This window comes from Dyadobacter sandarakinus (assembly GCF_016894445.1).
Taxonomy (GTDB): Bacteria; Bacteroidota; Bacteroidia; order Cytophagales; family Spirosomataceae; genus Dyadobacter; species Dyadobacter sandarakinus.
In genome coordinates this window covers 3859330-3882982 of sequence record NZ_CP056775.1, presented here as the reverse complement: position 1 = coordinate 3882982, position 23653 = coordinate 3859330, and the positions used below count along the sequence as shown (strand labels likewise).

The 23653-nt window shown below is 49.0% G+C and carries 18 protein-coding genes; 8 read left to right on the top strand and 10 right to left on the bottom strand.

Annotation, left to right across the window (positions count from 1 at the left end):
* Positions 1 to 29: 29 nt before the first annotated feature.
* Both HWI92_RS15605 and HWI92_RS15600 read right to left on the bottom strand, forming a co-directional pair.
* On the bottom strand, positions 30 to 683 hold the full coding sequence (locus HWI92_RS15605; protein WP_204656943.1) for a DedA family protein: 654 nt from the start codon (positions 681 to 683) through the stop codon (positions 30 to 32).
* Positions 684 to 728: 45 nt separating this feature from the next.
* A complete protein-coding gene (locus tag HWI92_RS15600) occupies positions 729 to 1523 on the bottom strand; it encodes a phosphosulfolactate synthase (protein ID WP_204656941.1) in 795 nt (264 codons plus the stop codon).
* Between the two features lie 160 nt (positions 1524 to 1683).
* Here HWI92_RS15600 and mazG point away from each other — a divergent pair, with 160 nt between their 5' ends.
* Entirely contained in the window at positions 1684 to 2517 is an 834-nt protein-coding gene (mazG, locus tag HWI92_RS15595; protein ID WP_204656939.1) for a nucleoside triphosphate pyrophosphohydrolase, read from the top strand.
* A 6-nt stretch (positions 2518 to 2523) separates the two neighbouring features.
* A complete protein-coding gene (locus tag HWI92_RS15590) occupies positions 2524 to 3189 on the top strand; it encodes a thiamine diphosphokinase (protein ID WP_204656937.1) in 666 nt (221 codons plus the stop codon).
* Here HWI92_RS15590 and HWI92_RS15585 read toward each other — a convergent pair.
* The 7 genes from HWI92_RS15585 to HWI92_RS15555 form a co-directional block, all read right to left on the bottom strand.
* Positions 3184 to 4827, bottom strand: coding sequence for a M1 family metallopeptidase (locus HWI92_RS15585; RefSeq protein WP_204656935.1), 1644 nt, complete (start codon positions 4825 to 4827; stop codon positions 3184 to 3186). The two genes, HWI92_RS15590 and HWI92_RS15585, sit on opposite strands and share 6 nt — an antisense overlap.
* A 1-nt stretch (position 4828) precedes the next feature.
* Complete coding sequence (locus tag HWI92_RS15580; RefSeq protein ID WP_204656933.1) at positions 4829 to 5809, bottom strand: Kelch repeat-containing protein; 981 nt, start codon at positions 5807 to 5809, stop codon at positions 4829 to 4831.
* A gap of 126 nt (positions 5810 to 5935) precedes the next feature.
* On the bottom strand, positions 5936 to 7273 hold the full coding sequence (locus tag HWI92_RS15575; RefSeq protein WP_229248094.1) for a glucoamylase family protein: 1338 nt from the start codon (positions 7271 to 7273) through the stop codon (positions 5936 to 5938).
* Between the two features lie 78 nt (positions 7274 to 7351).
* Positions 7352 to 8701, bottom strand: coding sequence for a glucoamylase family protein (locus HWI92_RS15570; RefSeq protein WP_204656929.1), 1350 nt, complete (start codon positions 8699 to 8701; stop codon positions 7352 to 7354).
* An 8-nt stretch (positions 8702 to 8709) separates the two neighbouring features.
* Positions 8710 to 10203, bottom strand: coding sequence for a RagB/SusD family nutrient uptake outer membrane protein (locus tag HWI92_RS15565; RefSeq protein WP_204656927.1), 1494 nt, complete (start codon positions 10201 to 10203; stop codon positions 8710 to 8712).
* A 13-nt stretch (positions 10204 to 10216) separates the two neighbouring features.
* The gene (locus HWI92_RS15560; protein WP_204656924.1) at positions 10217 to 13249 is read right to left on the bottom strand and encodes a SusC/RagA family TonB-linked outer membrane protein; all 3033 of its coding nucleotides are present in this window, start codon (positions 13247 to 13249) and stop codon (positions 10217 to 10219) included.
* Positions 13250 to 13415: 166 nt separating this feature from the next.
* Positions 13416 to 16229, bottom strand: a complete 2814-nt coding sequence (locus HWI92_RS15555) for a triple tyrosine motif-containing protein (protein ID WP_229248092.1) — start codon at positions 16227 to 16229, stop codon at positions 13416 to 13418.
* A gap of 164 nt (positions 16230 to 16393) precedes the next feature.
* Here HWI92_RS15555 and HWI92_RS15550 point away from each other — a divergent pair, with 164 nt between their 5' ends.
* Complete coding sequence (locus tag HWI92_RS15550) at positions 16394 to 17761, top strand: hypothetical protein (protein WP_204656920.1); 1368 nt, start codon at positions 16394 to 16396, stop codon at positions 17759 to 17761.
* 64 nt (positions 17762 to 17825) lie between these two features.
* Here the strand turns inward: HWI92_RS15550 and mdh are convergent, their stop codons facing one another.
* The gene (gene mdh / locus HWI92_RS15545; protein ID WP_204656918.1) at positions 17826 to 18761 is read right to left on the bottom strand and encodes a malate dehydrogenase; all 936 of its coding nucleotides are present in this window, start codon (positions 18759 to 18761) and stop codon (positions 17826 to 17828) included.
* A 191-nt stretch (positions 18762 to 18952) separates the two neighbouring features.
* Here mdh and HWI92_RS15540 point away from each other — a divergent pair, with 191 nt between their 5' ends.
* The 5 genes from HWI92_RS15540 to ruvA all read left to right on the top strand — a co-directional run bounded on the left by HWI92_RS15540 (position 18953) and on the right by ruvA (position 23650).
* Positions 18953 to 19384, top strand: coding sequence for a YkvA family protein (locus HWI92_RS15540; protein WP_229248090.1), 432 nt, complete (start codon positions 18953 to 18955; stop codon positions 19382 to 19384).
* Positions 19385 to 19452: 68 nt separating this feature from the next.
* A complete protein-coding gene (locus tag HWI92_RS15535) occupies positions 19453 to 19653 on the top strand; it encodes a Sec-independent protein translocase subunit TatA/TatB (protein ID WP_015813903.1) in 201 nt (66 codons plus the stop codon).
* Between the two features lie 92 nt (positions 19654 to 19745).
* Positions 19746 to 21179: an Asp-tRNA(Asn)/Glu-tRNA(Gln) amidotransferase subunit GatA gene (gene gatA, locus HWI92_RS15530; RefSeq protein WP_204656917.1), complete on the top strand. Its 1434-nt coding sequence runs from the start codon at positions 19746 to 19748 to the stop codon at positions 21177 to 21179.
* A gap of 299 nt (positions 21180 to 21478) precedes the next feature.
* Entirely contained in the window at positions 21479 to 23026 is a 1548-nt protein-coding gene (locus HWI92_RS15525; protein ID WP_229248087.1) for a lytic transglycosylase domain-containing protein, read from the top strand.
* A gap of 33 nt (positions 23027 to 23059) precedes the next feature.
* Complete coding sequence (gene ruvA / locus HWI92_RS15520) at positions 23060 to 23650, top strand: Holliday junction branch migration protein RuvA (protein ID WP_204656915.1); 591 nt, start codon at positions 23060 to 23062, stop codon at positions 23648 to 23650.
* Positions 23651 to 23653 lie beyond the last annotated feature (3 nt).

Here is a 23653-nt window from a genome sequence, read left to right as displayed (position 1 = left end):
GAGCCGATCGCCGAAAGTCGATCGCCCAGCTAAACTGCCGCTTTCGCGAACCTGCTTCTCAGATAGCCAAAAATCATCGGGAGGATAGAAAATCCGATAATTCCGAAAATCACGAGTTCGAAGTTTTTCTTCACGATATCCATATTCCCAAAGAAGTATCCAAGTAAAGTAAGCGTAGGCACCCACAAGATCGCCCCGACTATACAGTAAATGATGTATTTGGAGTAGTTCATACTTCCTGCACCGGCTACGAACGGTGCCACGGTACGTACGATAGGGATAAAGCGCGCCATGATTACGGTGCTGCCACCATGCTTTTCATAAAATGCTTCGGTTTTTTCAAGATACTCACGTTTCAGGAAGAGTATCCGCTCGCGTCGCTTGATTTCACCGCCAAATTTTTTACCGATAAAATAATTTAGGTTGTCGCCCAGCAATGCGGCAACAATCAGTGTGATAATGATCAGCCAAACATTCAGGCCTGCACTTTCATTGGCAGCAATGGCACCCGCGGCAAAAAGCAGTGAGTCGCCCGGGAGCAGCGGCATGATCACCAACCCGGTTTCCGTAAAAACAATCAGGAAAAGAATGATGTAGGTGAGTGTACCATACTCCTCCACGATGTTGAACAAATGCTTGTCCAAATGCAGGAAGAAGTCAATGAACTGAGTAAGGAGTTCCATAGCTAATCGGGTAAATACGTGTGAAATGGTATGCGCTAAACCAGCCTATTTGGAATCAATTTTCCATTTTTGCTTGGTTTTGGTATTCAGGAAGTCGTTGAAAGTATCTCCGCGCAGCCCGAGTCGGATGGTCTCAAGCGGGATGAGTTCGGCGGGTGCAATGTTGCCCAGGTTGACATTCGCTCCCAGCAGTTTTACGAAAAATACCTGCTGTGACTTTTGTGGAGCCTCCCAGATCATATCTTCAAAGGCTACCTGCGTAAGTATCTCTTCCACAAGGCCCTGGCGAACTTCGCCGCTGGCCCGGAACAAGCCTACATTACCCGATTCCCGGGCTTCACCAATAACTTTCCATGCCCCTGCTTCCAGCTCGGATTTAATCAGCTGAATCCATTTATAGGGAGGGATAATCTTATTTTCATCTTTGGAACCCACCTCGGAAAGTACCGTAACCTGCTTGGACAGCACATTAATGTACTCGCATTTTACATCCTGAGGCATTTCAATGGAACCGTCGGAAACTTCGGCAAATTTGAGGTCATACTTGTCGAGCAGCCTGCGGTAATCTTCGAATTGATTTCGGACTACAAATGCCTCAAACAACGTTCCGCCGAAGTAGACAGGAATGTTGGCACTTTTATAAACCGCAAGCTTTTCGTTAAGATTGGTGCTGACGAAGGAGGTGGCCCAGCCAAGTTTTACGATATCGATATATGGGGAAGACGTCGATAACATATCCTCAACTTCCCTCACACTCAACCCCTTATCCATTACCATCGTGACTCCCTTTTCTCTCGGCTTCGCGGTGCGGGCGGGAACTTGCGATAACGTAAAATTCATATATGAGTACGCTTTTTCTCTTGCAAAAACTCCGGTAAAGGTAACAATTACCTCCGATTCGCAGCAATAAAATCCATACGATTGCCTGATTACAATGTATATATCTGAGATAATTACTATTTTTAATTTCAGGGCATGACGATGTCTTACCTTTGTTTTTATGGAAAAAGAATTCAGCAAACTAACCGGGAGCAGGCAGGAGCAGCTCATGGCATTCGACAGGCTTCTGACAATTATGGATGAGCTTCGTGAACAATGCCCCTGGGACCGCAAGCAAACGCTTGAAAGCCTGCGGCACCTGACCATTGAGGAAACCTACGAGCTCTCCGATTCCATTCTTGAAAATAATAAAGGCGAAATCCGTAAAGAACTGGGCGATCTTCTGCTGCACATTGTTTTTTATGCCAAAATCGGCTCCGAAAGCACGGATGAAACCCGGTTTGATATCAAAGACGTACTGAATGGAATTTGTGAAAAGCTGATATCCCGCCACCCGCATATTTACGGAGATGCTGTGGCCGAGGATGAAAATGCTGTGAAGCAAAACTGGGAAAAGCTCAAACTAAAAGAGGGAAACAAATCGGTGTTGTCGGGTGTGCCGGGCTCGCTTCCTGCATTAGTGAAGGCCATGCGCATTCAGGAAAAAGCCCGCGGCGCAGGATTTGACTGGGACGAAAAACAGCAGGTTTGGGAAAAGGTAGAGGAAGAGATGCAGGAGTTTAAGGAGCATTTCAATATCGAAAATGGCCAGGCCACCGATCAGGCAGGGGCTGAGGGAGAGTTTGGAGATCTGCTGTTTTCATTGGTGAATTATGCCAGATTTGTAGATATCAACCCTGAAACTGCGCTGGAAAGGACTAATAAGAAGTTTATAAAACGTTTTCAATACCTGGAAGAAGCCTCGAAAGCCGATGGGAAATCATTGTCCGAAATGACCCTGGCCGAGATGGATGAATACTGGAACCAGGCCAAGGTACTTCCGGGTAATCAGTAGCTGCGCATGTCTTCTCATCATATTGTAAAAGAAAAACAGGAACCGGCGCTGATCATCGCCAATGGTGCGTCGTGCAGCGAGGAACTGCTCGGCCAGCTGCTCGAATGGAGCCCGTTTATTGTCGTGCTCGACCAGGCGATATACCGGGTGCTCGAACTTGGGATCAAAATTGACGTCTGGATGGGCGACTTTGATAACAGTCATGACTTTGACGATATCAGGCAAAAGCAGCATCCGCTGGAAATCGTCCATACGCCCGATCCCGACTACACCGATCTTGAAAAAGCCATCCAATTTCTGATTGACCGCGGATTTCCGGCTGCGAATATTGTATGGTCTACCGGCCGGCGGGCTGATCATGCGATTACCAATATGACCAACCTGGTACGCTATAAGGACCGCATCAGGCTGGTGATGTTTGATGATTATTCCAAAATTTTCCCGCTGTCCGGTACATTTGAGAAGTGGTATACGGCCGGTACGCCCGTTTCGCTCATTCCCGTAGGAACTGTGGAAGGAATTGTAACGACCGGCCTCAAATACAACCTGCACCATGAAGCATTGATCATGGGCTACCGCTCAGGCAACAGCAATGAAGCGGCTACCGACGGTATGGTGAAGATTTCAGCGGAAAAAGGGGATATGCTGATTATGGAATGCTGGGATTTATAGCGGTGCCTGCTTGCTTTCCTTGGCAGTTACATAGTAGTTACGATCCACTGTGAGCGTTTTTGCTCCTTTTGTTTTCAAAGCCTGCCACTTGCCGGTAGGCGAAATAACCTGCTCCTTACCGCTGATCATCACTCTTACCGGCATATCAAAACCATCGACCGTGTTGGTCCAGCGATATTGCAGGCCTTTGCTTCCGAATGCATATTCAAGCTCGGGAATGCGTGTATCTCTGAGATACTGATTGAAAAATCCGGAAAGATCTTTTCCTGATTTTTCACTGATGTACTGCTCGATCTGAGCTGCTTCTACCGTCTGGTGATAGAAGGTTTCATTTAGTCCGCGAAGGATTTGCCGCCATTTTTCATCATCATTCACGATTTGACGAATGGTATGCAGCATATTACCGCCTTTGTAATACATGTCTTTGGATCCCGAGCGGTTTACCCCGTAAGTCCCTATGATGGGCAATTTGTTTTCAATCAATGCACGGGTGCCGATCACGTAGTCTGAGCCCGCTTGTTTACCAAAGTAATATTCGGTAAAAAGATTCTCAGAGTAGTTGGTAAAACTTTCGTGAATCCACATGTCTGCTGCATCCTTGTAGGTAATGTTGTTGGCAAACCACTCGTGCCCGCTTTCATGGATAATGATAAAATCCCATTTTAATCCCCAGCCTGTATTGGAAAGGTCGCGGCCCAGGTATCCCTGCTTGTAGTGATTGCCATAAGTTACCGAACTCTGGTGCTCCATGCCCAGGTAAGGCACTTCAACCAGCTTGTACCCGTCTTCATAAAAGGGATACGGCCCAAACCAATGCTCAAAAGCTTTCAGCATTTGGGGGGCCTGCTTAAACTGTTGCTTTGCTTTTTCCAGGTTTTGCGGCAACACATAGTAAGCCACCGGCAAGTCACCTTTTTCACCTTTGTACACCTCTTTCCAGCTCACGTAGTTGGCAACATTCATGTTGACACCGTAGTTGTTGATCGGGTTCCTGACTGCCCAGTTGAAGGTATGCGTCCCGTCGGCATGCTCTTCCACGGACCGGAGCTGACCATTGGAAACGTCCATCAGATCCTTCGGCACGGTAATGCTGATCAGCATACTGTCCGGCTCGTCATACATATGGTCTTTGCAGGGCCACCACGCGCTGGCTCCAAGTCCCTGGCAGGAAGTAGCAATGATCGTATGACCTTGTCCGTCCGGTACCCATTGAACACCGCCGTCCCAGGGAGGATTTTTAGCCAGTCGCGGTTTGCCGGAATAAAATACCTCTATCTGCCCGCTCTGGCCAGGCTCCTGTTTCTTAGTCAGGTTGATGAAAAAAGCATTACCATCCCGCGTAAACGTGAGCTCGGAGCCATCCTGCACTACTTTCTCTATGTTGAGCGGCTCCTGTAAGTCCACCTGCATACGCTGGGCCGGTTCCAGAACCTTGTACCCGATGAGCGTACTCCCGCTGAGTGAACTATCGCTGGCCTCCGGCTTCACACGAAGATGATAGTAGGTGAGGTCCCACCATTTCCGCTCCGGGGTAATGGACCCGCGCAGCGTATCGGCACGAGTGATCTTCTCTTCTTTTTGTGCCAGGGCAGGCATTGCTGCCGCCAGCAGGCACAGGCACACCAGGTAACTTCTCATTTTATTTATCAAGGATTTCCAAGTCATTCAGTTCGGGACCACCGCCCCGGTTGGCCGAGCCGGCCGCGATGTACACTTTCTTATTGAGCGAAACCGCCTGTGTACCGTGCCTGCCCTGATGCAGTGAGGGCAGCTTTTCCCATTTGTTTGTTTGGGGGTTAAAAGCTTCAACTTCGTTGTGCGCTTCCACGTGTGCGTCGCTTTCACCGCCTATAATGAGCACTTTATTGTCGTAAACCACCGTAGTATTACCGGCCCTGAGCGTAGGAAGATTGTTGGATTCGTCCATTGTCGACCATGTACCTGACTTGAAATCGTACACATCCACTTCCCTGATCACCGTATTAAGTACCTGGTTAATACGGGCTGTGGAAAGTCTTCCGCCGGCAACATACAGCTTATTATGAAGTACGGCTACCTGCACATGGTCGCGGGGACGAGGTGCATCGGCAAGCGTTTTCCAGGTATTTTTTATGGGATCATACTCATCAAACCAGGTAACCTGCCCATCCCAGTGTCCATCCTGAATGCCGCATACAAGGTATATTTTATCATTCATTACAAATGCACCCGCAGCTCCCCGGCGCCGGTTTTCAGGAATGGAAGCTCCTTTCCGCCACTCATTTTTTACCGGATTGAAAATGTAAATGTCGGGGATTGGCGTCTCGTGCGGGTATCCGCCTGTAAATGCACCCAGTACGTAAATTTCGTTTTTGTAAGTAACCGCCTGAAAGTGGCTCATTTCCAGCGGGGTTTCTGCCAGCGACTTCCAGGCGTCTTTTTTGAAATCATACTCATCCACCGGCTTTACACCCCGGCCACCCAGAAGGTAAAGCTTACCGTTGGCAGTTGCCATGGCGTTTTCATGCCGCTTTCCGGGGTTATTTTCCGGCTCCGAAACTGTCCATATCTGTGCAGGTGCAGCGAGCGATAATGCACTGAAAATCAGCAGCAATGCACTTTTTTTGTAAAGTACCTTCATGATTCTGTGTTAAATGGATTTGCCAGCAAAATGCATTCAAAACTTCATTAAAATACAATTATATCTCAAAAAACAGAAAAGACCGGCGCAGTGCAGTGTACTGGCCGGTCTTTTCTGTTTTTAAACTTATTGTCCTGCGGAGGCCTGCAGCGCCGGGCTTTCAAACCCAAGCTTTTTCAATCCTGCCTGAATATCAGGATCTTTCATAAAAAGCTTCCAGAGCAATCCAGTCCTGTAATTTTCGATCATCACGATAATCGGTCCCTGATCAATGGCCAGGTGGGACGTAGCGTACCAGTTCTGCGATTCATTGAATGCATCGGTGAAGCCGTACTCGCTCCATATTTTGTCTCCAAGGTCATCATAAAAATGCCTCAGCGCCTTCATGGATTGGGCCGGTGTGTACGGGAAGGACGATAATGCCGCAGTAGGGGTGATCGTACCGAAATCATTGGAAGGGGAATGTGCATTGTAACCGTCGTAAGTATCACTGGCAGTAAGTCCCCAGCTGTTTTCGCCATATCCTTTGAACTTGCCGGGATTCGCCACGCAGTGTTTATAATTGATCAGTGTATGGTTCACATTCTGTTCCCAGTAGTTGGCATACTGGTCTTTCAGGTTGCGCGGGTCCAGTCCTACAAACGAGTAGTGTGTGAAAAACAGCGGTCCTCCATAGTCAAATCCCAGTGGAAGGCGCACACCGTAAAACTCTTTCCCATTTTTGAAATGGTCACTCTGCGCCCAGCATTTATGATAAACCTGAGGTGAAACCGGATAGCGCGGCGACGATGCGGCGAGCACATACGTAATGAGTGTTTCGTTATAGCCGCGCAGCTCAAAGTTCATTGCCCAGCCATGGTTCGGACTCCAGTGCCAGTAAAGCTGATTGGGGTTGCCGCGCGTGTACCAATCCCATTCAGCCTCATTCCACAGCCACTGGATGCGGTTCCGCAGCTCACGTTCCAGGTTATTGTCCTTGTCAAAATACTGGCGTGCAGCGAGCAGACCCGAAAACAGGAATGAACTTTCGACCAGGTCGCCGCCGTCGTCCTTGCGGCCGAAGGGTACTGTCCGGCCTGTTGCGCCATTGAGCCAGTGCGGGAAAATACCATGATAATGATCTGCCTTGGACAGGAACTTAACCATTTTAAGCAGGCGCGTGGCTACCGAGTCACGGGGCTGCCACTGCCGATCTGCCGCTACGATCATGGCCATCACACCAAATCCGGTACCTCCCGTAGTAACTACCTCGTCGCCATAATCGAATGCAATGTTGCTGCGCTCGCGCGACATACCGCTCACCGGATGTCCAAACTCCCAGAAGTAGCGGAAAGTCTGCTTCTGTACCAGTTCAAGCAGGGCTGTATCGGATAAATTTTTGGGCCGGCTTGCCGGGTTGAATGCTGCGGGTTTAACAGCAGCAGCCTTCTTTTTCTGTGCATTGCTTTCCGCGCTGCAAAGCATCAGAAAGGCCATTATGATGTAATAGCAGGAATATTTCATGACGTTGTGATAAGATTTCAGCGTAATGCTTGTTGGAATCTAATTGAGTTTTGGACTCGTAAATCCAAGTTTCTTCATACCCGTTTTGACCTCAGGCGAGCTCATAAACAGTTTCCAGAGAAGGCTTGTGCGGTAATTTTCAATCATAATCACCATCGGTCCCTGATCAATAGCCAGGTAGGAGCTGGCATACCAGCGCTGCTCAATGGAAAATGCATCCCGGAAGCCGTACTCTCCCCAAAGTTTATCGCCAAGCTTATAATAAAAGAACTTCAGCGCCTTCATCGACTCGACGGGGGTATATGGAATCGATGATACCGCGGCGGTAGGTGCAATTACACCTTTGTCGTTGGTTGGCGAACTAGCGGTATAGCCATCCGGAATATCACTTGCTGTGAGTCCCCAGCATTGGTCGCTGTAACCGGCATGTACCAGGGGATTGGCCACACAATAGTTATAGTTGATCAGCGTGTGGTTTTTGTTTTGGGTAAAATAATTGGTAAAACGATCCGTCAGCCCGGTCGGATCAATGCCGAGAAATGAATAATGCGCAAAGAAGAGGGGACCACCGGAAGCTTCACCCAGCGGTAGCGTCACGCCCTGGTAAGCCTGCCCATTCACAAAGCCACCGTTTTGGGTCCAGCCATTTTCATAAACTGCCTTTGAAATGGCGTGTGTCGGTGAAGATGCCGCCAGTACGTAGGTGATCAGGCACTCATTCCATCCACGAACTGGCAGGTTCATCGCCCACCCAAAGGCTGGGCTCCAATGCCAGTAAAGTACATTTTGGTTTCCCTGCGTAAACCAGTCCCATTCCACGTTCTGCCAGATCGTCTGGATATCTGCGCGCAAGGTATTTTCTGCGGCATTGTTTGCATTGAAGTACTGCCGCGCCGTGAGCAGGCCCTGGATCAGGTACGAGGTTTCGACCAGATCGGCTCCGTTGTCCTTGTCACTGAAAGGTACCGTAGCCCCGGTAGCCCCGTTGATCCAGTGTGGAAAAGCGCCGTGGTAGGTTGTCGTTTTTGTTTTCAAAAAATCAACGATCTGCTGCATTCTGGCCAGGCCTTGCTCCCGGGTGATAAACTTGCGTTCAATCCCCACCGGGATGGTCATGATACCAAATCCGCTGCCCCCTGAAGTTACAATGTCACCTGAGGTATTGCGCTCTCTGGCCAGCCCGCTTATGGGATGTGCAAAGTCCCAGAAGTACTTGAAGGTCTGCTGCTGGACAAGCGTGAGCAAAGCATCATCTGATATGCGCGGGAACTTATCGGTTGAGTCAATTAAAGTAACCGGCCTTACCGGCCCGGGCTCCTGCTTTTTACTGTCGCAGGAGAACCCGAGCCAGACGGCCGGTATAAATAGAAGGAGGCTTTTACGCAACATTATGATGATCAGTAGCCTGGATTTTGGGTCAATACGCCTCCACTCAGGTCAATCTCGGTTTGTGGCACCGGCCACACTTCATTCTTGTTCGGTTTCCAGCCTTTTGGCCCGAAGATCTCCTGCGCACGGCCTTGACGAATTACATCAAAGTAGCGGTCAAACTCCATCGCCAGCTCGTGGTGACGTTCTTCCCAGATCGCCAGCCGCAATGCAGCCTGGTTGGTAGTCGTAACTTTTGGCAGGATGGTTTTGCTGGTTCCTCTTGCGCGTGCCCTCACCAGTTCCAGCGATTCCAGCGCTTTGGTAGTATTGCCCAGTTCATTGGCAGCTTCCGCATTCATCAGCAATACCTCCGCATAGCGGATCACCCGCACATTCTGCTGCACGCCTTCCGGAAAACCGTTAATGAACATATTAAAGGGCACATAAGACTTCTGATTGTACATAGAGTTGCTGTTTGTATCAATCGGAATCTTGTCACCCTGAGGTGTTGTTTCACCACGGAAAATAATGGTAGCATCCCGGCGCGGGTCGCCGGCTTCGTAAGAGTTTGCCAGCTCCTCGGTAGGTACATTAAAGCCCCAGCCGCCACCTTGTACGCCGCGTACGCCTTGTACCTGCGAGTACTGTGAGTTCGATGCTTCAACATTGGAAGCAATCAGCTCGTTCTGGATTTCGAAAACCGATTCAGAAGAGTTTTCATTCTGCATGCGGAACAATGCTTCGTAATTCGGTACCAGGGAATACTGGCCCGACCCGATGACCTGGCTCGTCAGGTCAAATACCTGCTGCCACTTTTTCTGGTACATGGCTACCTTGGCGTGCAGCGACTGGGCTGCGCCTTTAGTAATCCTGCCAAGATCTGCGGAAGCATAGCTTAGCGGAAGTACAGTTTCAGCTTCGGTAAGGTCTTTCTCAATAGCAGCATACACCTCAGCCTGCGGAGTACGCGGGAGGTTGTACTCCGTGGTATTGGCAGGTACCGCAAGCCGCAAAGGAACTGCACCAAATGCCCGGGTAAGCCGGAAGTACGAATAAGCACGGACAAACTTAGCCTCAGCGAGGTAGCGGGCTTTCAGACTTTCGTCCATGGTAATGCCCGGAACATTGTCGAGCACCTGATTGGCGTAATTGATGTTTTGGTACTGACCCTCCCAGAAACCTCCGAGCTGTCCATCACTTGAACCAACCGTGAAATTGTCATAATTGTTGAAGAACGTTGCATCAGAGGGTGTACTTCCCTTTTCGGCATCGTCAGATCCCATGCTTTCCAGTGCAATGGGAGCAAAGGCGGTATTATTCCAGGTGCGCAGGTTGGCATACATGGCATTCACAGCCTTGGTGGCATCATCCTGGCTTTGCCAGAATATAGTGCCGGCCTGCTTTCCCTGAGGATCAACATCCAGGAAACTTTCCTTACAGGCAGAAGGGACAATCAGCAGGGACATCAATCCCAGGTAAAGGCCGGCGTTCTTGATCTTGTTGTTGGTTATATTTTTCATTCGTTTGGATCGCTTAGAAGGTCACATTGATACCGAAGTTGTAGGTCGCCGAAAGAGGATACACATTGGCATCGATTCCTGCCTGCGTCGGCTTGTTTTCATTAGCACGTACTTCCGGTGACAGCCCTTTGTATTTAAAGAAGTTCAATGCATTTTGTGCATTGGCATACAGTCTTAGCCTTTTGATTTTAAGCTTTTCAACTACTGCTTGTGGCAGCGTGTAGCCCAGCTGTGCATTTCTCACACGGAAGTAGCTGCCGCTTTGTACAAAGAAAGTACTGGCCAAATAGTTGGAACCTCCTCCGATGTTGGCAGAAGGATACGTATTGGAAGTACCCTCTCCATGCCAGCGGTTGTCGTAGAAATCTTTGGTAAAGTTCTCATTACCATAGCGCCAGCCCATATTTGCATTATAGATATCCACACCGGATACACCCTGAAAATCGAGCATCAGGTCAAAGTTGCTGTAATTCCAGCTGGTATTGATCCCGTAAGTAAACTTGGGGTTCGGGTTGCCGATAACCTGGCGGTCCAGTCCGCTGATGGTTCCGTCCGGTGTACCGTTTGTACCGCTGATATCCCGGTACCTGAAATCACCCGGTTTTGCAGTAGGCTGAGCCGAAGCCTTAATCTCGTCCTGAGTCTGGAAAATACCATCCACTACCAGTCCGTAAAATGAACCGATCGGGTCGCCTACACGCGTTCTTGTTGCGAGGGCACCGCCGGTAAGTCCCACACCACCATCATAAATGGAGTTGGCTCCCGAGGTCACGGCCAGTACTTTGTTATTATTGATACCTCCGTTTACGCCGATGCTGTATGTGAGATTCTCACCGATTTCGTCCCGCCAGGCCACATTGAATTCGAAGCCTTTATTCTCGAAATCAGCCTGGTTGCCTACAATCCGGCCTGATTGGGTACCAATGGAAGTAAGTACCGGAATGTCGAAAATAGCCTGTTCTGTTTTCTTGATATAATAATCAAGTTCAAGTGTAAGCCTGTTTTTCAGGAATGCAGCTTCCAACCCTATATCAGTACCTACTCCACGTTCCCAAACAGTGGTTGGAGGGATAATCGTGTTGATGCTGGCACCGGTATTCAGTTGTCCGCCAAAAATAGCTCCCAGACCGCCGCCGGTTGCCACAGTGAGCGTCGACAGGTTGGAAGGCACGGATGCATTACCGATTTTACCCCAGCTACCTCTAATTTTCAGGTTGTCAAAGAAAGACTGACCTTTCATGAAAGACTCATTGCTGATCACCCAGCCTGCACCTACCGACGGGAAATATCCCCATGCATTACCGCCTTCATAAAACTTGGATGAACCATCCGCACGCAGTGATGCATTCAGCAGGTAGCGGTCCTGGAAGGAGTAGTTAACCCGTCCGAAGTACGAAGCGTATGTTCCCAGATCCCCAACATCGGTAACGTTGCGGGAGTTAGCACTTCCGAGTGCCAGGTAAAGATCGCCTTCGCTGGAATAGGGTACGTTCAATGCATTTGCAGTAAGCGTGTAGGATTGATCACGCTGTGCCGATTGTCCCACCAGTGCCGTCAGGCTGTGGTCACCAAACTCCTTGGTATAGGTCAGGGTATTTTCAAAAATCCAGTACCGGGTCTGAGGACGCGTAAATTGCAGCGAACTGATATTGTTGCGTTGTTTCAATGTTGCCTCATATACCGGAACGTAGCTGCGTGTTTCGTCCTGCGCGTACCTTCCACCCAGGCTTGTCCGGAATGTCAGACCCTTGAAGAGTGAAAGTTCAGCATACGCATTGGCCGTGAGCAGTGTTCTTTTCGTAATCTGATTGTAATAATCAATAGTGACCTGCGGGTTGAAGTTATTGGCATCACCGAGGTTGAAAGTATTAGGATCTCCATAGGAGCCGTCTGCATTGTAAACCGGCACCACTGGTCCGGCGGCATAAAGCTGCCGGAAAATGCCGCCTGCCTCGTCCCGCGACTTGCTGTACGAACCGGTAGCTGTGTAGCCCACTTTCAAGGCTTTAAAAACCTGAAAGTCGTTCTGCAGCCTGGCAGTGTAGCGCTTGAAATCGTTTTTCTGAACAATACCATCCTGGTTAAGGAAGCCAAGCGAAAGGTTGTAAGTAGACTTGTCCGTTCCGCCACTGATGGAAAGCTGGTGGTTGTTGATCTGGGCGGTGCGCAGGATCTGACCATACCAGTCGGTACCCTCGCCGTAAGAGCCGGCATTCAGGATATTACCTTTTCCATTGATCGCACTCAGCTCATTGACCATTGTGGCATACTCATTGGCATTGGCCATTTTGATCTGGTTGGTCACCTGCTGAAAACCCACAAATCCATTGTAATCGATCACAGACTTACCTGACTTACCTTTTTTGGTGGTAATCAGCACAACACCATTTGCCGCGCGTACCCCATAAATTGATTGGCTTGAAGCATCTTTCAGGATGTTCATGCTCTCTATGTCCGCCGAGTTGAGGAAACTGATATCGTCAAACCATACACCGTCTACTACATACAAGGGATTGGGACTGCCGTAAGCAGTACCTACGCCGCGGATGCGGATTTGCGGTGCTTCACCGGGTTTACCGGAGTTGTTGATCTGCACACCGGCTACTTTTCCCTGCAAACCACTCACAGCGTTCATAGAAGGCTGGGCAGCAATTTCAGCTCCTTTGATCTGCGCCACGGAGCCGGTCACGTCCAGCTTGCGCTGCGTACCATAGCCCACTACCACTACTTCATTCAAAGCTTTGGCATCTTCGGCCAGGGCGACATTGATGGTGGTTTGGGATCCTACGGTAATTTCCTGAGGGGTCATCCCGATCATAGAAAATACCAGCACAGATTCGGATGAAGGTACCTGGATGGTGAATGCACCTTCTGCATCGGTAGGGACGCCGGTGGTGGTTCCCTTTATCAGTACGCTGGCCCCTGGCAAGGCCGAGCCGTCGGAGCCTGAGGTTACCTTTCCGTTTACAGATATTCCCTGGCCATAGGAACTCGCTGCAGCGAAAAGAAAAACCAGCATGTACAGTAGTCGTACAGTCGTTTTCATTGATGATTCGTTAGTGATTGAATTATTAGAAGAAATTATTGACTTCAAATTTATGCTTGAAGCCGACCACTAATCAAATTCTGTACTACATCACCACTACATCAATGAAAATAATGCAAGGAATAGTTGGAATAAATTGGTCGTTTATCGGATTAGTACAATTGACCTAAATATCCATCATAAACTGAACAAGGTTGGAATCTGCGTCAAGTCCGAGCTTTTTACGCAGGCGGTAGCGTTTAATTTCTACGCCTCTGACCGAAATACCAAGAACCGGGGCCATTTCCTTTGTTGATAAGTTCATTCTCAAACAGGCTGCAAGCCGCAGTTCAGAAGGAGATATAGACGGATAAATGCTGCGGAGCCTCTTGAAAAATTGCTCATGTACTTCGTCGAAATTCTGTTCAAAAAGAACCCAGTCGTCCCTGCCGGCAACGTTCCGCTCAATGCTGTTCAGCAGCTTCTGGTAATGAATGTTGGGGAGTTGGTTACCCATTTCGGCCTTCACCTGTTTGAGCTCATCCCTGATTTCTTCCAGGATCTCGTTTTTACGTACTACGTTAATGGCTACATTGCTCAGCTGCTGGCTTTTACTCTGAACTTCGGTTTGCAATTTTTCATTTTGAATTTCCATGATCTGGCGCTCGCTTTGCAGGCGCTGCTGGCTCAGCTCCTCCTCCTGTTCCCGGATCAGCCGCTGCCGGTGCCGGGCCGCGCGTTTTTCCTGAAACACAACCAGGCCCGCCAGCATCAGCAGGATACCAACCGCCAGCAGGAGCTTTGCCATCACGGTTTCGCGCCAGTAAGGCTGAATTCCAAACTTGTAGGACGTAGCTACTTCGGATAGGCTGCTGCGTACTTCAAAGGTGTAGTCACCGGCTTCCAGGTTGGTAAATTCCGCAAAGTTCTGGTCAGTCCATTCAGACCATTGGTCGGTGAGTCCTTGCAGTCGGTATTGATACTGAATGTTTTTTCCGTAAACCGGGAGCGCATATGCAATGCGCACCGAGCGGGCATCTGCGGGAAGCCGAGGGCTCCCAAACACGGCAAAACTTTCGGACACATTCCGGAGGTTGGTCACCTTCCTGATCAGCGGAGGTTCGTCTGCAGGCTGGGACAAGCCGGTCATCCGCCGGTTAAAAAGTGCATATCCGTTATCAAGGCAGAAGAAGTAGTAGTCGGGCGATAATGGGATAATTGTCTCATCATTCCGCACGAGCATGAGTTCCAGCATACGTGACGTATTTTGTGCATTTATAAAGGATACCCGGTTCATATACACTTTAAACCACTCTCCATTGATCCCTGACCTGAGCTTGAAGCTGTCGTCGTGCTTTGTGAAATCACGCGCGGGCTGCAGTACATTTTGTGCATCGGGTTCAAAAAAGGCAGTACCCGAGCGCACAACGATGTGGTTACGCCATTTCTGGATTTCTATAGAAAATTCACTGGGTATGTCTTCCGGACTTTTGAATTCTTTCAGCGTCAATGCAGTGTCAAGGGCTGGCGTAAGGCGGGCAACAAAAAGACCCTTGTAGGCGTGGCCCAGCCAGAATTGTCCTTTCGCATCCTGGACAATCTGTTTGATGGGTACGGCAGGAATACCTTTTACCCGGTGGGCATAGGACCAGTTGCCGGCCGCGTCTTTCCGGTACACATGCAGACCGGTGTACGATCCCTGAAGCAATAATGTATCCGCACCTGATGTAACAGGAAGCATGACCCAGCCGCCGGTCACATCAGAAAGTTTAACGACACCCTGGTCCGTAATGCGGTAAGTAGCATCATTGTGGCCGCAGAGCAGCTGGTTATTGACCACCGTCAATGTCCAGGTTTGACCTCCCAGGCCCGGTACCGGGCGAAAAGCTTCATCTGACAACCATTTTTTTACAAAAACACCTTTGTTGGTACCTACATACAGTTGTCCTTTCCACAGTGCTGCTGCATAGGTTGAGCCCAGCGGGTTATCATTGATCCGGTACGACACAATGGGGGCGGAGAGCTGCGCAAGGTCAATCCCCTGATCCATCCCGATCCAGAGCTGACGACGATTGTCTTCGGACAATGCGAGTATGGTATTGTTCTGAAGTCCGTTTTTCTTGTTAAACTGATGCAGCAACTTTCCTTCCGGTGAGACAATGTACACGCCTTTCTGAATGGTGCCGAATGCATAGCTGCCATCGCCCAGCAGGATGGCACGGTTGATCATATTCCTTTTCAGCTCATCTGAAATCGCGATGTTCCAGGGTTCCAGGCGATTGTTGTCCCAGATAAACAAACCGTTTTTGGTCGTACTGATGAGCATTCGTCCACCCGGAAATGGCAGGATGGAGGATACGATACTTTGCGCCAGCGGCTCGGTACCGGCCACCGGAACCAGGTGCTCGCCTTTCAGCTCGTACAGGCTCTTTCCGATCACGGGAACAAGCACGCGCTGGTTGACCTCCTGCAGGAACATGAAGTTGTTATGCGGATTAATTTCGGTCAGATGTTTCCCGTCGTACCTGTAAATGCGCGAGAATGACTGAAAGTAAATGTATCGGGAGGTTTTGATAATGTGCCAGATCTCTTCGGTTTTGAGACTGGCAAAGCCCGCATTCCTGCTTAAAGACACATATTGCAGCTGTCCCTCCGGCGCTTTGCGCCAGTACCCGAACTCACCGAACCCACCTGCGTAAATCCGGTATTCCTTTCTGGCCGGCATATTCACGACCCGGCTGGGTACGGATGCAATGCTTACCTGATCAAAAAGGATGGTCCGGACAATCTGACGGTCGGGCAGCTGGTAGAGCTTCCAGGTACCTCCGTCATATTCCAGGAGGCCGTCGGAATTGGCGGCGTATACCAGGTGATCGTTGCCTTCGTCGATAGACCAGTTTTGGTTGTGGGCTTTATAGGCAGAAGCAGGATAGTTGATCAGCGGCGGTATTTCCTGTGCTTTTACAGGAAAGAAAGTAATGCCTGCTATGAGTAAAGTCAAAGCCCAAAAGGCCTTGTATGCGCATACTCCTCTTTTTATAGCTGAAAATTTAAGTTCTTCCAGTTCTTTCCCAAAAACCATTTTACCATACTTTTAATCCCGATCCAGTCGCAGGCAAAATGCTTAACGCTGGAATAGCTGCTCACCTGATTGAATTCCGTTAAATGAAAAGAGTACTTTCCCTGATGTTCCTTGCCTCAACTGCCATGGCGCAGGTGACGCCCGCAGACGAAAACACGAAGAGCGATATCCGCTACAATCTTAACGAATCCGGCTCACATTATGTAAAGATGACATTTACCAACCAGGCATGGTTCCGGTTCAACGAAAGTAACCCGGGCACAACCGTGCTGGGCGACCCGAAAGGCACTACGTTCGATATCGGTTTGCGCCGCACCCGCATGCAGTTGTTCGGGCAAATCACCGACGGACTGTTTTTCTATACACAATTCGGGATGAACAACTTCAACAAGCTGAATGCATTTCCGGCCTACAATACAAACGGAACGCTATCCAACAGGAAGATCGGCGCGTTTTTTCATGATGCACTGGGAGAGTATGAAGTTTACCGTAAAGGTACCAGCTTCGTACGCTTTGGCGGGGGACTTACGATTCTCAATGGATTGTCGCGGTTTTCACAGCCCGGTATTGCAACGATCATGACCATGGATGTGCCGTTGTTTGCCCAGGCTACGGTGGATCAGACAGACCAGTTTTCACGCAAGCTGACGGCATACAGCAGGGGTCAGATCGGTCCCGTCAACTATCGCCTGGGGGTGTCAGATCCGTTTCCGGTTGAGACCAGCGGCCTGGTACCTCCACCCATCGGACTAAATTCGACTTTTGCCCAGCGTAAGGCCAGCAAGCAGTTTCAGGCATTGCTTATTTACAACATTTTAGATACTGAAGATAATACAACGCCTGGCTACATGGCAGGTACTTACCTTGGCAAAAAGGAAATATTTAACATTGAAGCCGGAATTATATCACAAAAAAATGCCACCTGGCGGACGGAGGGTTCGGACACGCTTTACAACAATATGACCTTGTGGTCTGTGGCGGCTTACCTGGACATTCCACTCAATAACCAGAAGGCATTTTCGGCTTATCTGGGTTATTTCAGCACGGATTATGGAAAAGGCTACCTGCGGTACAACGGCGTGATGAACCCGGCTACGGCAACTTCACGTACCATTGCAGGCGTGAGTGGCAACCATGGTAATGCCTTTCCTACATTCGGAACCGGCAGTGTTATTTATGCGCAGGCAGGATATAAGCTTAAAGAAGGACTACTGGGCCGGAAAGGCACGCTGATGCCCTATGCTTCCTTACAATATGCTGATTATGATCGCATTCAGGATGGAATGGATGTATACTCGGCCGGCATAAACTGGCTGATCAAAGGACACAACGGGAAGTTTACACTGAACTGGGAAAACCGCCCGCTTTACAAGCCAGGCTCAGTGGCAAACGAACTTTCAAAAGATGGTCGTCGCAGTTCGTTTACGCTGCAGTACCAGGTTTCCATTTAGGGATAACAAAAAAGGTGACTTCATCAGTCACCTTTTTTGTTGTTTACGATTTATAAAAAATGACTTACTGCTGGGTAAGTGTCAGTGCGCCGTTCATCGACCGCACTGCTTCGGCAGACTTCTCAAAAGCTGCTTTTTCGGCATCGCTCAGGCGCAGGTTAATGATCTTCTCCCAGCCCTGACGGCCCAGTACCACAGGCACACCCATACAGATGTCTTTCTGACCGTACTCACCATTAAGGGAAACGCTGCAGGGTACAATGCGCCTCTGGTTGCGCACAATGCTTTCAACCAGCAGCAGGGTAGCTGCACCGGGGGCGTACCAGGCAGAGGTGCCGATGAGCTTGGTTAGCGTTGCGCCACCCACCATGGTGTCCGAAGCGACTTTCTCGAGTTGCTCGGGCGAGAGGAAGCGGCTTACCGGAATTCCGTTATAAGTTGCCAGGCGGGTAAGCGGGATCATGGTCGTATCGCCATGGCCGCCAATGACCATACCGTGAATGTCCAGCGGTGAAACGTCCATGGCAAGAGCGAGGTAGGTTTTGAACCGCGCACTATCCAGCGCACCACCCATACCAATCAGACGTTTTTTAGGAATTCCTGATTCTTTAAGTGCCAGGTAAGTCATGGTGTCCATAGGGTTGGAAACCACGATGATGATGGCTTTCGGGGAGTACTTCAGGATATTTTCAGTAACACCTTTAACAATGCCTGCATTGATTCCGATAAGCTCTTCACGGGTCATGCCGGGCTTGCGGGGAAGCCCCGAAGTGATTACTACTACGTCCGAGCCTTTGGTCTTTTCGTAGTCGTTGGTGGTGCCGACAGGCTTGGTGTTGAAGCCGAGCAATGCGGCAGTCTGGTACATGTCCAGCGCTTTGCCCTCACTTACTCCTTCTTTAATGTCCAGCAGTACAACTTCCTCAGCCAGTTCACGACGTATGATATTATCGGCAGTGGTTGCACCGACAGCGCCAGCACCTACAACAGTAATCTTCATAAAAAATATGGTTTATTGTATAGAAAATGATGCTTTTTAAATTTTTTTCCTAAAATAGGATACATAATTTGTTTAAACCAAGTGGAATATGATTTTTTGCCTGAAATGTAACAAGCCCTGCGGTAATTACAACTTTTTGCCTGTTTTAATGGTTATATTGTCTTTTCCGAGCTATTTTTCCTGCCTTTAACATGAATGACGAATCGATGATTTCCCGTGTATTAAAGTCGGTATTTTTTAAGAAGGCGACCGGCAAGGCCGGCAAGTACGCCCGCAACTCGGCCCAGCTTCTGCAGCTTGCCAAAGATGTGGTAGGTAAGTTACAAAAGGTAGGTTTCAGCGGAAATCTCAGTGAGTTTCAGACGCAGGTTCAGCTGCTGATCCGGATGGTACGGGCCTATGCCTCGGGCGACTATCGTGCATTGCCCTGGAAAAGTCTGATCTCTATCGTCGCCGTGCTCGTATATTTCGTTTCACCGATCGACCTGGTACCTGATTTTCTGCCCTTTATCGGGATCACCGATGATGTCGCGCTGGTACTCTGGCTCATCAAGACCATGTCCTCGGACATCCAAAAGTTCAGTGCCTGGGAGAAGCGTGAAAAAACGATCAATATCGGATAAAGTGGCCTGCAGGTATAGTTGTTTAAAATTATAATCAGTATTTTTGTAAACATTAAAAAATAAACGATATGGAATCAATAACCGTTTTGGGCATCATGGGATTAGGAGGACAGGAGATCTTTTTAGTCGCGTTGTTCGTTTTACTGTTCTTCGGTGCGAAGAAAATTCCAGAACTGATGCGTGGTTTGGGACAGGGCATCAATGAATTCAAGAATGCTACCAAAGACGTTAAAGAGAATATTGAAAAAAGCATGGAAGATCCCAAATAACGCTTTCACTTTCACACCGACAATATTGGCAGAGCCACTAAGCAACCACTTAATGGCTCTGATTTTTTTACAACCCCCACAAAGATCCTACATTGAAAGAGTATCTGACGCTGACGCAAATTCAGGAAGATTTACGTGAAGGTGTTTTAACCTGCGTCAACTTAGTTAAGCATTACCTGGACAGGATTCAGGAAAATGCGCATCTCAATGCTTTCGTCGAAGTGTATGCCGCAGAGGCGCTTGCCGCCGCCGAGGTAGTCGACCAGAAACTTGCCCGGGGAGAAGCGGGCCGGCTTGCAGGCCTGATACTAGGCCTCAAAGATGTACTTTCACATCAGGGCCATGCCGTTCGGGCCGGAAGCAAAATCCTTAATTCTTATACAGCTCCATATACGGCGACGGCGGTTCAGCGACTGCTGGACGCAGATGCTATTGTAATCGGCAGGCAAAACTGCGATGAGTTTGCCATGGGGTCATCCAATGAAAACTCGGCCTTCGGGCCAGTGCTGAACGCTGCCGACCATACGCGGGTTCCGGGGGGATCTTCGGGAGGTTCTGCTGCGGCAGTTCAGGCGGGCCTGTGCCATGCCTCACTGGGTAGTGATACAGGCGGATCTGTACGGCAGCCTGCGGCATTTTGCGGCGTAGTCGGCCTGAAACCGTCTTACGGGCGGATTTCCCGTCATGGACTGATTGCATACGCTTCCTCATTTGATTGCATCGGGCCCATTACCAGAAGTGTAGCGGACGCTGCGCTGCTCCTCGAAATCATGTCCGGTGCCGATGATTTTGACAGCACGGTCTCAACCCGGGAAGTACCTGCATACAGTGAATCACTTGCCTGGTCCGGCAAAGCCAGAATCGGCTACATACGTGAATCAGTGGAAAGTACTGCAATAGCACCCGAAATACGGGAAAAAACTACGGCATTGCTTGACCGGCTGAAAGCCAAAGGTCATGCGGTAGAGCCTATTGAAATGCCCTTGCTGCACTCTTTACTGCCAACTTATTACATTCTGACCACCGCAGAGGCAAGTTCAAACCTGTCCAGGTTTGATGGGGTGCGTTATGGTCACCGCAGCCAGGAAGCAACCGATCTGGAAAGCCTTTACAAGCGCTCACGTACGAAAGGTTTCGGAGAAGAAGTGCGGAGGCGTATCCTGCTCGGGACATTTGTATTGAGCGCAAATTACTACGATGCATACTATACCAAAGCGCAGCGCGTTAGAAGGTTGGTGCGGGAAGAATCAGAACGGTTTTTCAAGCAGTTTGATTTTCTGATATCCCCGGTAACACCTACAACTGCATTTAAAATAGGAGAAAAAACGGAAGATCCTTTGCAAATGTACCTGGCTGATATATTTACGGTACAGGCTAATGTGATTGGAAATCCGGCTATTGCAATACCTTGCGGATCCGGAGAAAACAGCCTTCCTATTGGAATTCAGGTCATGGCTCCTTATTTTGGCGAGAAAAACATGCTGGCATTTGCCAGCTACCTGGAGAGTCTCGGCTTAAAGCACTGATAGAATCATGTTAGCAGATCACCAAACTGCTAACGTTTCATTTGACAAATTTGAGTACACACGCAACATACACTGCATTAAACAAAATAATCATGCCAGCATATAGGTGTGATAAAAAAGCCACAAAGCGCGTAAAAATAGCTTTACAGGGTAATCAGAAATGTAGTAGAGATTATTCTATTTCACGAACAAATTCTCGGGAAGCCGAAAATTATGACGGAATTTTTATCTGTAAGTCGTCAGCAGGTAGTAGCCATCGAAAAACCGGAAATTGATTAACCTTCAAAAAACATTTATTGATGAGGATTTCAAAAAAAGTGTTGTGGCTCGGGGCCATCTGTGTTGGAGTTTGGAATATGCCGGCAAGGGCGTTTGTTCCGCAGGAGCAGTTGGAAGTTGAGCCCGATACATTTGAAGCAGTAAGCCAGGAAGAAACGGCCATTATGCCTTATCTCCCGGAAGTTGAAGAGATTGGTGAAAACCCGGCTATACCCGAAAAGCTTTTGAGGGCACGTTTTGCCAAGCTTGAAAAGTCCATTCCTCTTACTTACCACAAGTCTTCCCACGAGTTTGTAGAATATTTCATTTATAAAAAGGCCCATTTTACGCGGATGGTCATGGAGCGTATGCCCCTATACTTCCCGATGTTTGAAAAAGCCCTTCAGAAACATGGTCTGCCAACTGAGCTGAAGTATCTTTCCATGATTGAGTCGGGGCTCAACCCGACCATCATTTCTCATGCGAGGGCAGGCGGGTTGTGGCAGTTTATGCCAGCGACAGGCAGGGAGTTCGGATTGTACCAGGATAAATATGTAGATGAACGTTTTGAACCTGCAAAGGCCACCGAAGCTGCCTGCCTTTATCTGAAACAGCTATATAACATTTTCGGTGACTGGGAACTTGCACTCGCTTCGTATAACACGGGCCCGGGAAATGTAAAAAGGGCCATGCGCCGCTCGCGTGGCACTACTTTCTGGACGATCTATAATGTTCTTCCACGTGAGACACGGTCGTATGTACCTCAGTATGTGGCCATGAACTATATGATGAACTATGGTGCAGACCACGGTATTTATCCTGAAAATACCGAGTTTCCGGTCCCGCATGATACGATTCATGTGAACGGGTACATTGACCTGTTATCATTCTGCCAGCAGAGCGGCATGAACTTCGAGGAAATCAGGAAGCTTAATCCGCAAATTACCAAAACAAGCCTTCCGGAGCAAACGCGTGATTTTATTCTGAAAGTGCCCAGCGTGCAGTATACTTACTTTGTGAGCAACCGTGATACCATCATGAGTGCTTGTACGAGGAAAAACGGTCTGCTTCCTGCTGTGATGCTGGCGCGTGCCGACAGTACCGGGACAGACTCCCTGGGACGTGCTGCAACTGCATTTCCTTATGCTTCCGTAGCCTCCGCTGATGTGGATGAGGAAGAAGATGAACCATCCGCCGTCAGCAGAACGCGTAAGTCGTCACATACAGTGCGCCGGGGCGAAACACTGATGTCCATTTCAAGAAAGTACCATGTAACGGTATCTGAACTGAAAAAATGGAACCACCTTCGCCGCAGCTCTATCAACCGCGGTCAGCGGCTTGTGCTCTGGAAAGAAGTAAAAGTGGCCGAGCCGCGCACCAGAGTTGCTTCGGCAGAGCCCGAAAAGCCGAAAGTAGCAACCATTTCGCACAACCGGCATACTAAAAAGCGTTATCATACCGTACAGAAGGGAGATACACTCTGGATCATTTCCCAGCGCTACGGGCTCGAAATCGGGCAGCTGAAAAAGAAGAACAGAATTCGTGGAAACTCCATTAAACCAGGTCAGCGACTCATCATATCATCCTAGTGAACAAGCGTATTACACACACATACTATTTTTATGATTGCTTACGTTAACGGAACAGTAGTCTACAAAGATCCGGCTTACGCGATCATCGACGTAAATGGATTGGGCTATGAGGTTCGTATTTCGTTGCAAACCTACACATCACTCCCGGAGCTGGGCGAACGTTGCAAACTTGTGACGTACCTTAGTATACGGGAAGACGCCCACATTCTTTATGGTTTTTGGGGGAACGACGAAAAGAAGTTGTTCCTGGATCTGATCGGAATTTCCGGGGTAGGTCCCTCGACCGCTTTGGTCATGCTGTCTTCACTTTCTTCGTCCGAAATCAGGCAAGGTATTTTAGACGAAAACCTGCGCCTGATCCAGTCGATTAAAGGAATCGGATCCAAAACTGCTCAACGTGTTATCCTCGAATTGCGGGACAAAATCCGCAGGGAAGACCTTACTTCAACAGGTCTGAAACCAGCGGATCATCATGCCGGAACATTAAAAAGTGAAGCACTCGCTGCATTGGTAACCTTAGGTATCCCGAAGGCCACTGCCGAGAAAAGCCTCGACGCAATTATCAAGCGCGAGGGGCATGAGCTTACAGTAGAGAATTTGATTAAACTAGCACTTCGTTAACCG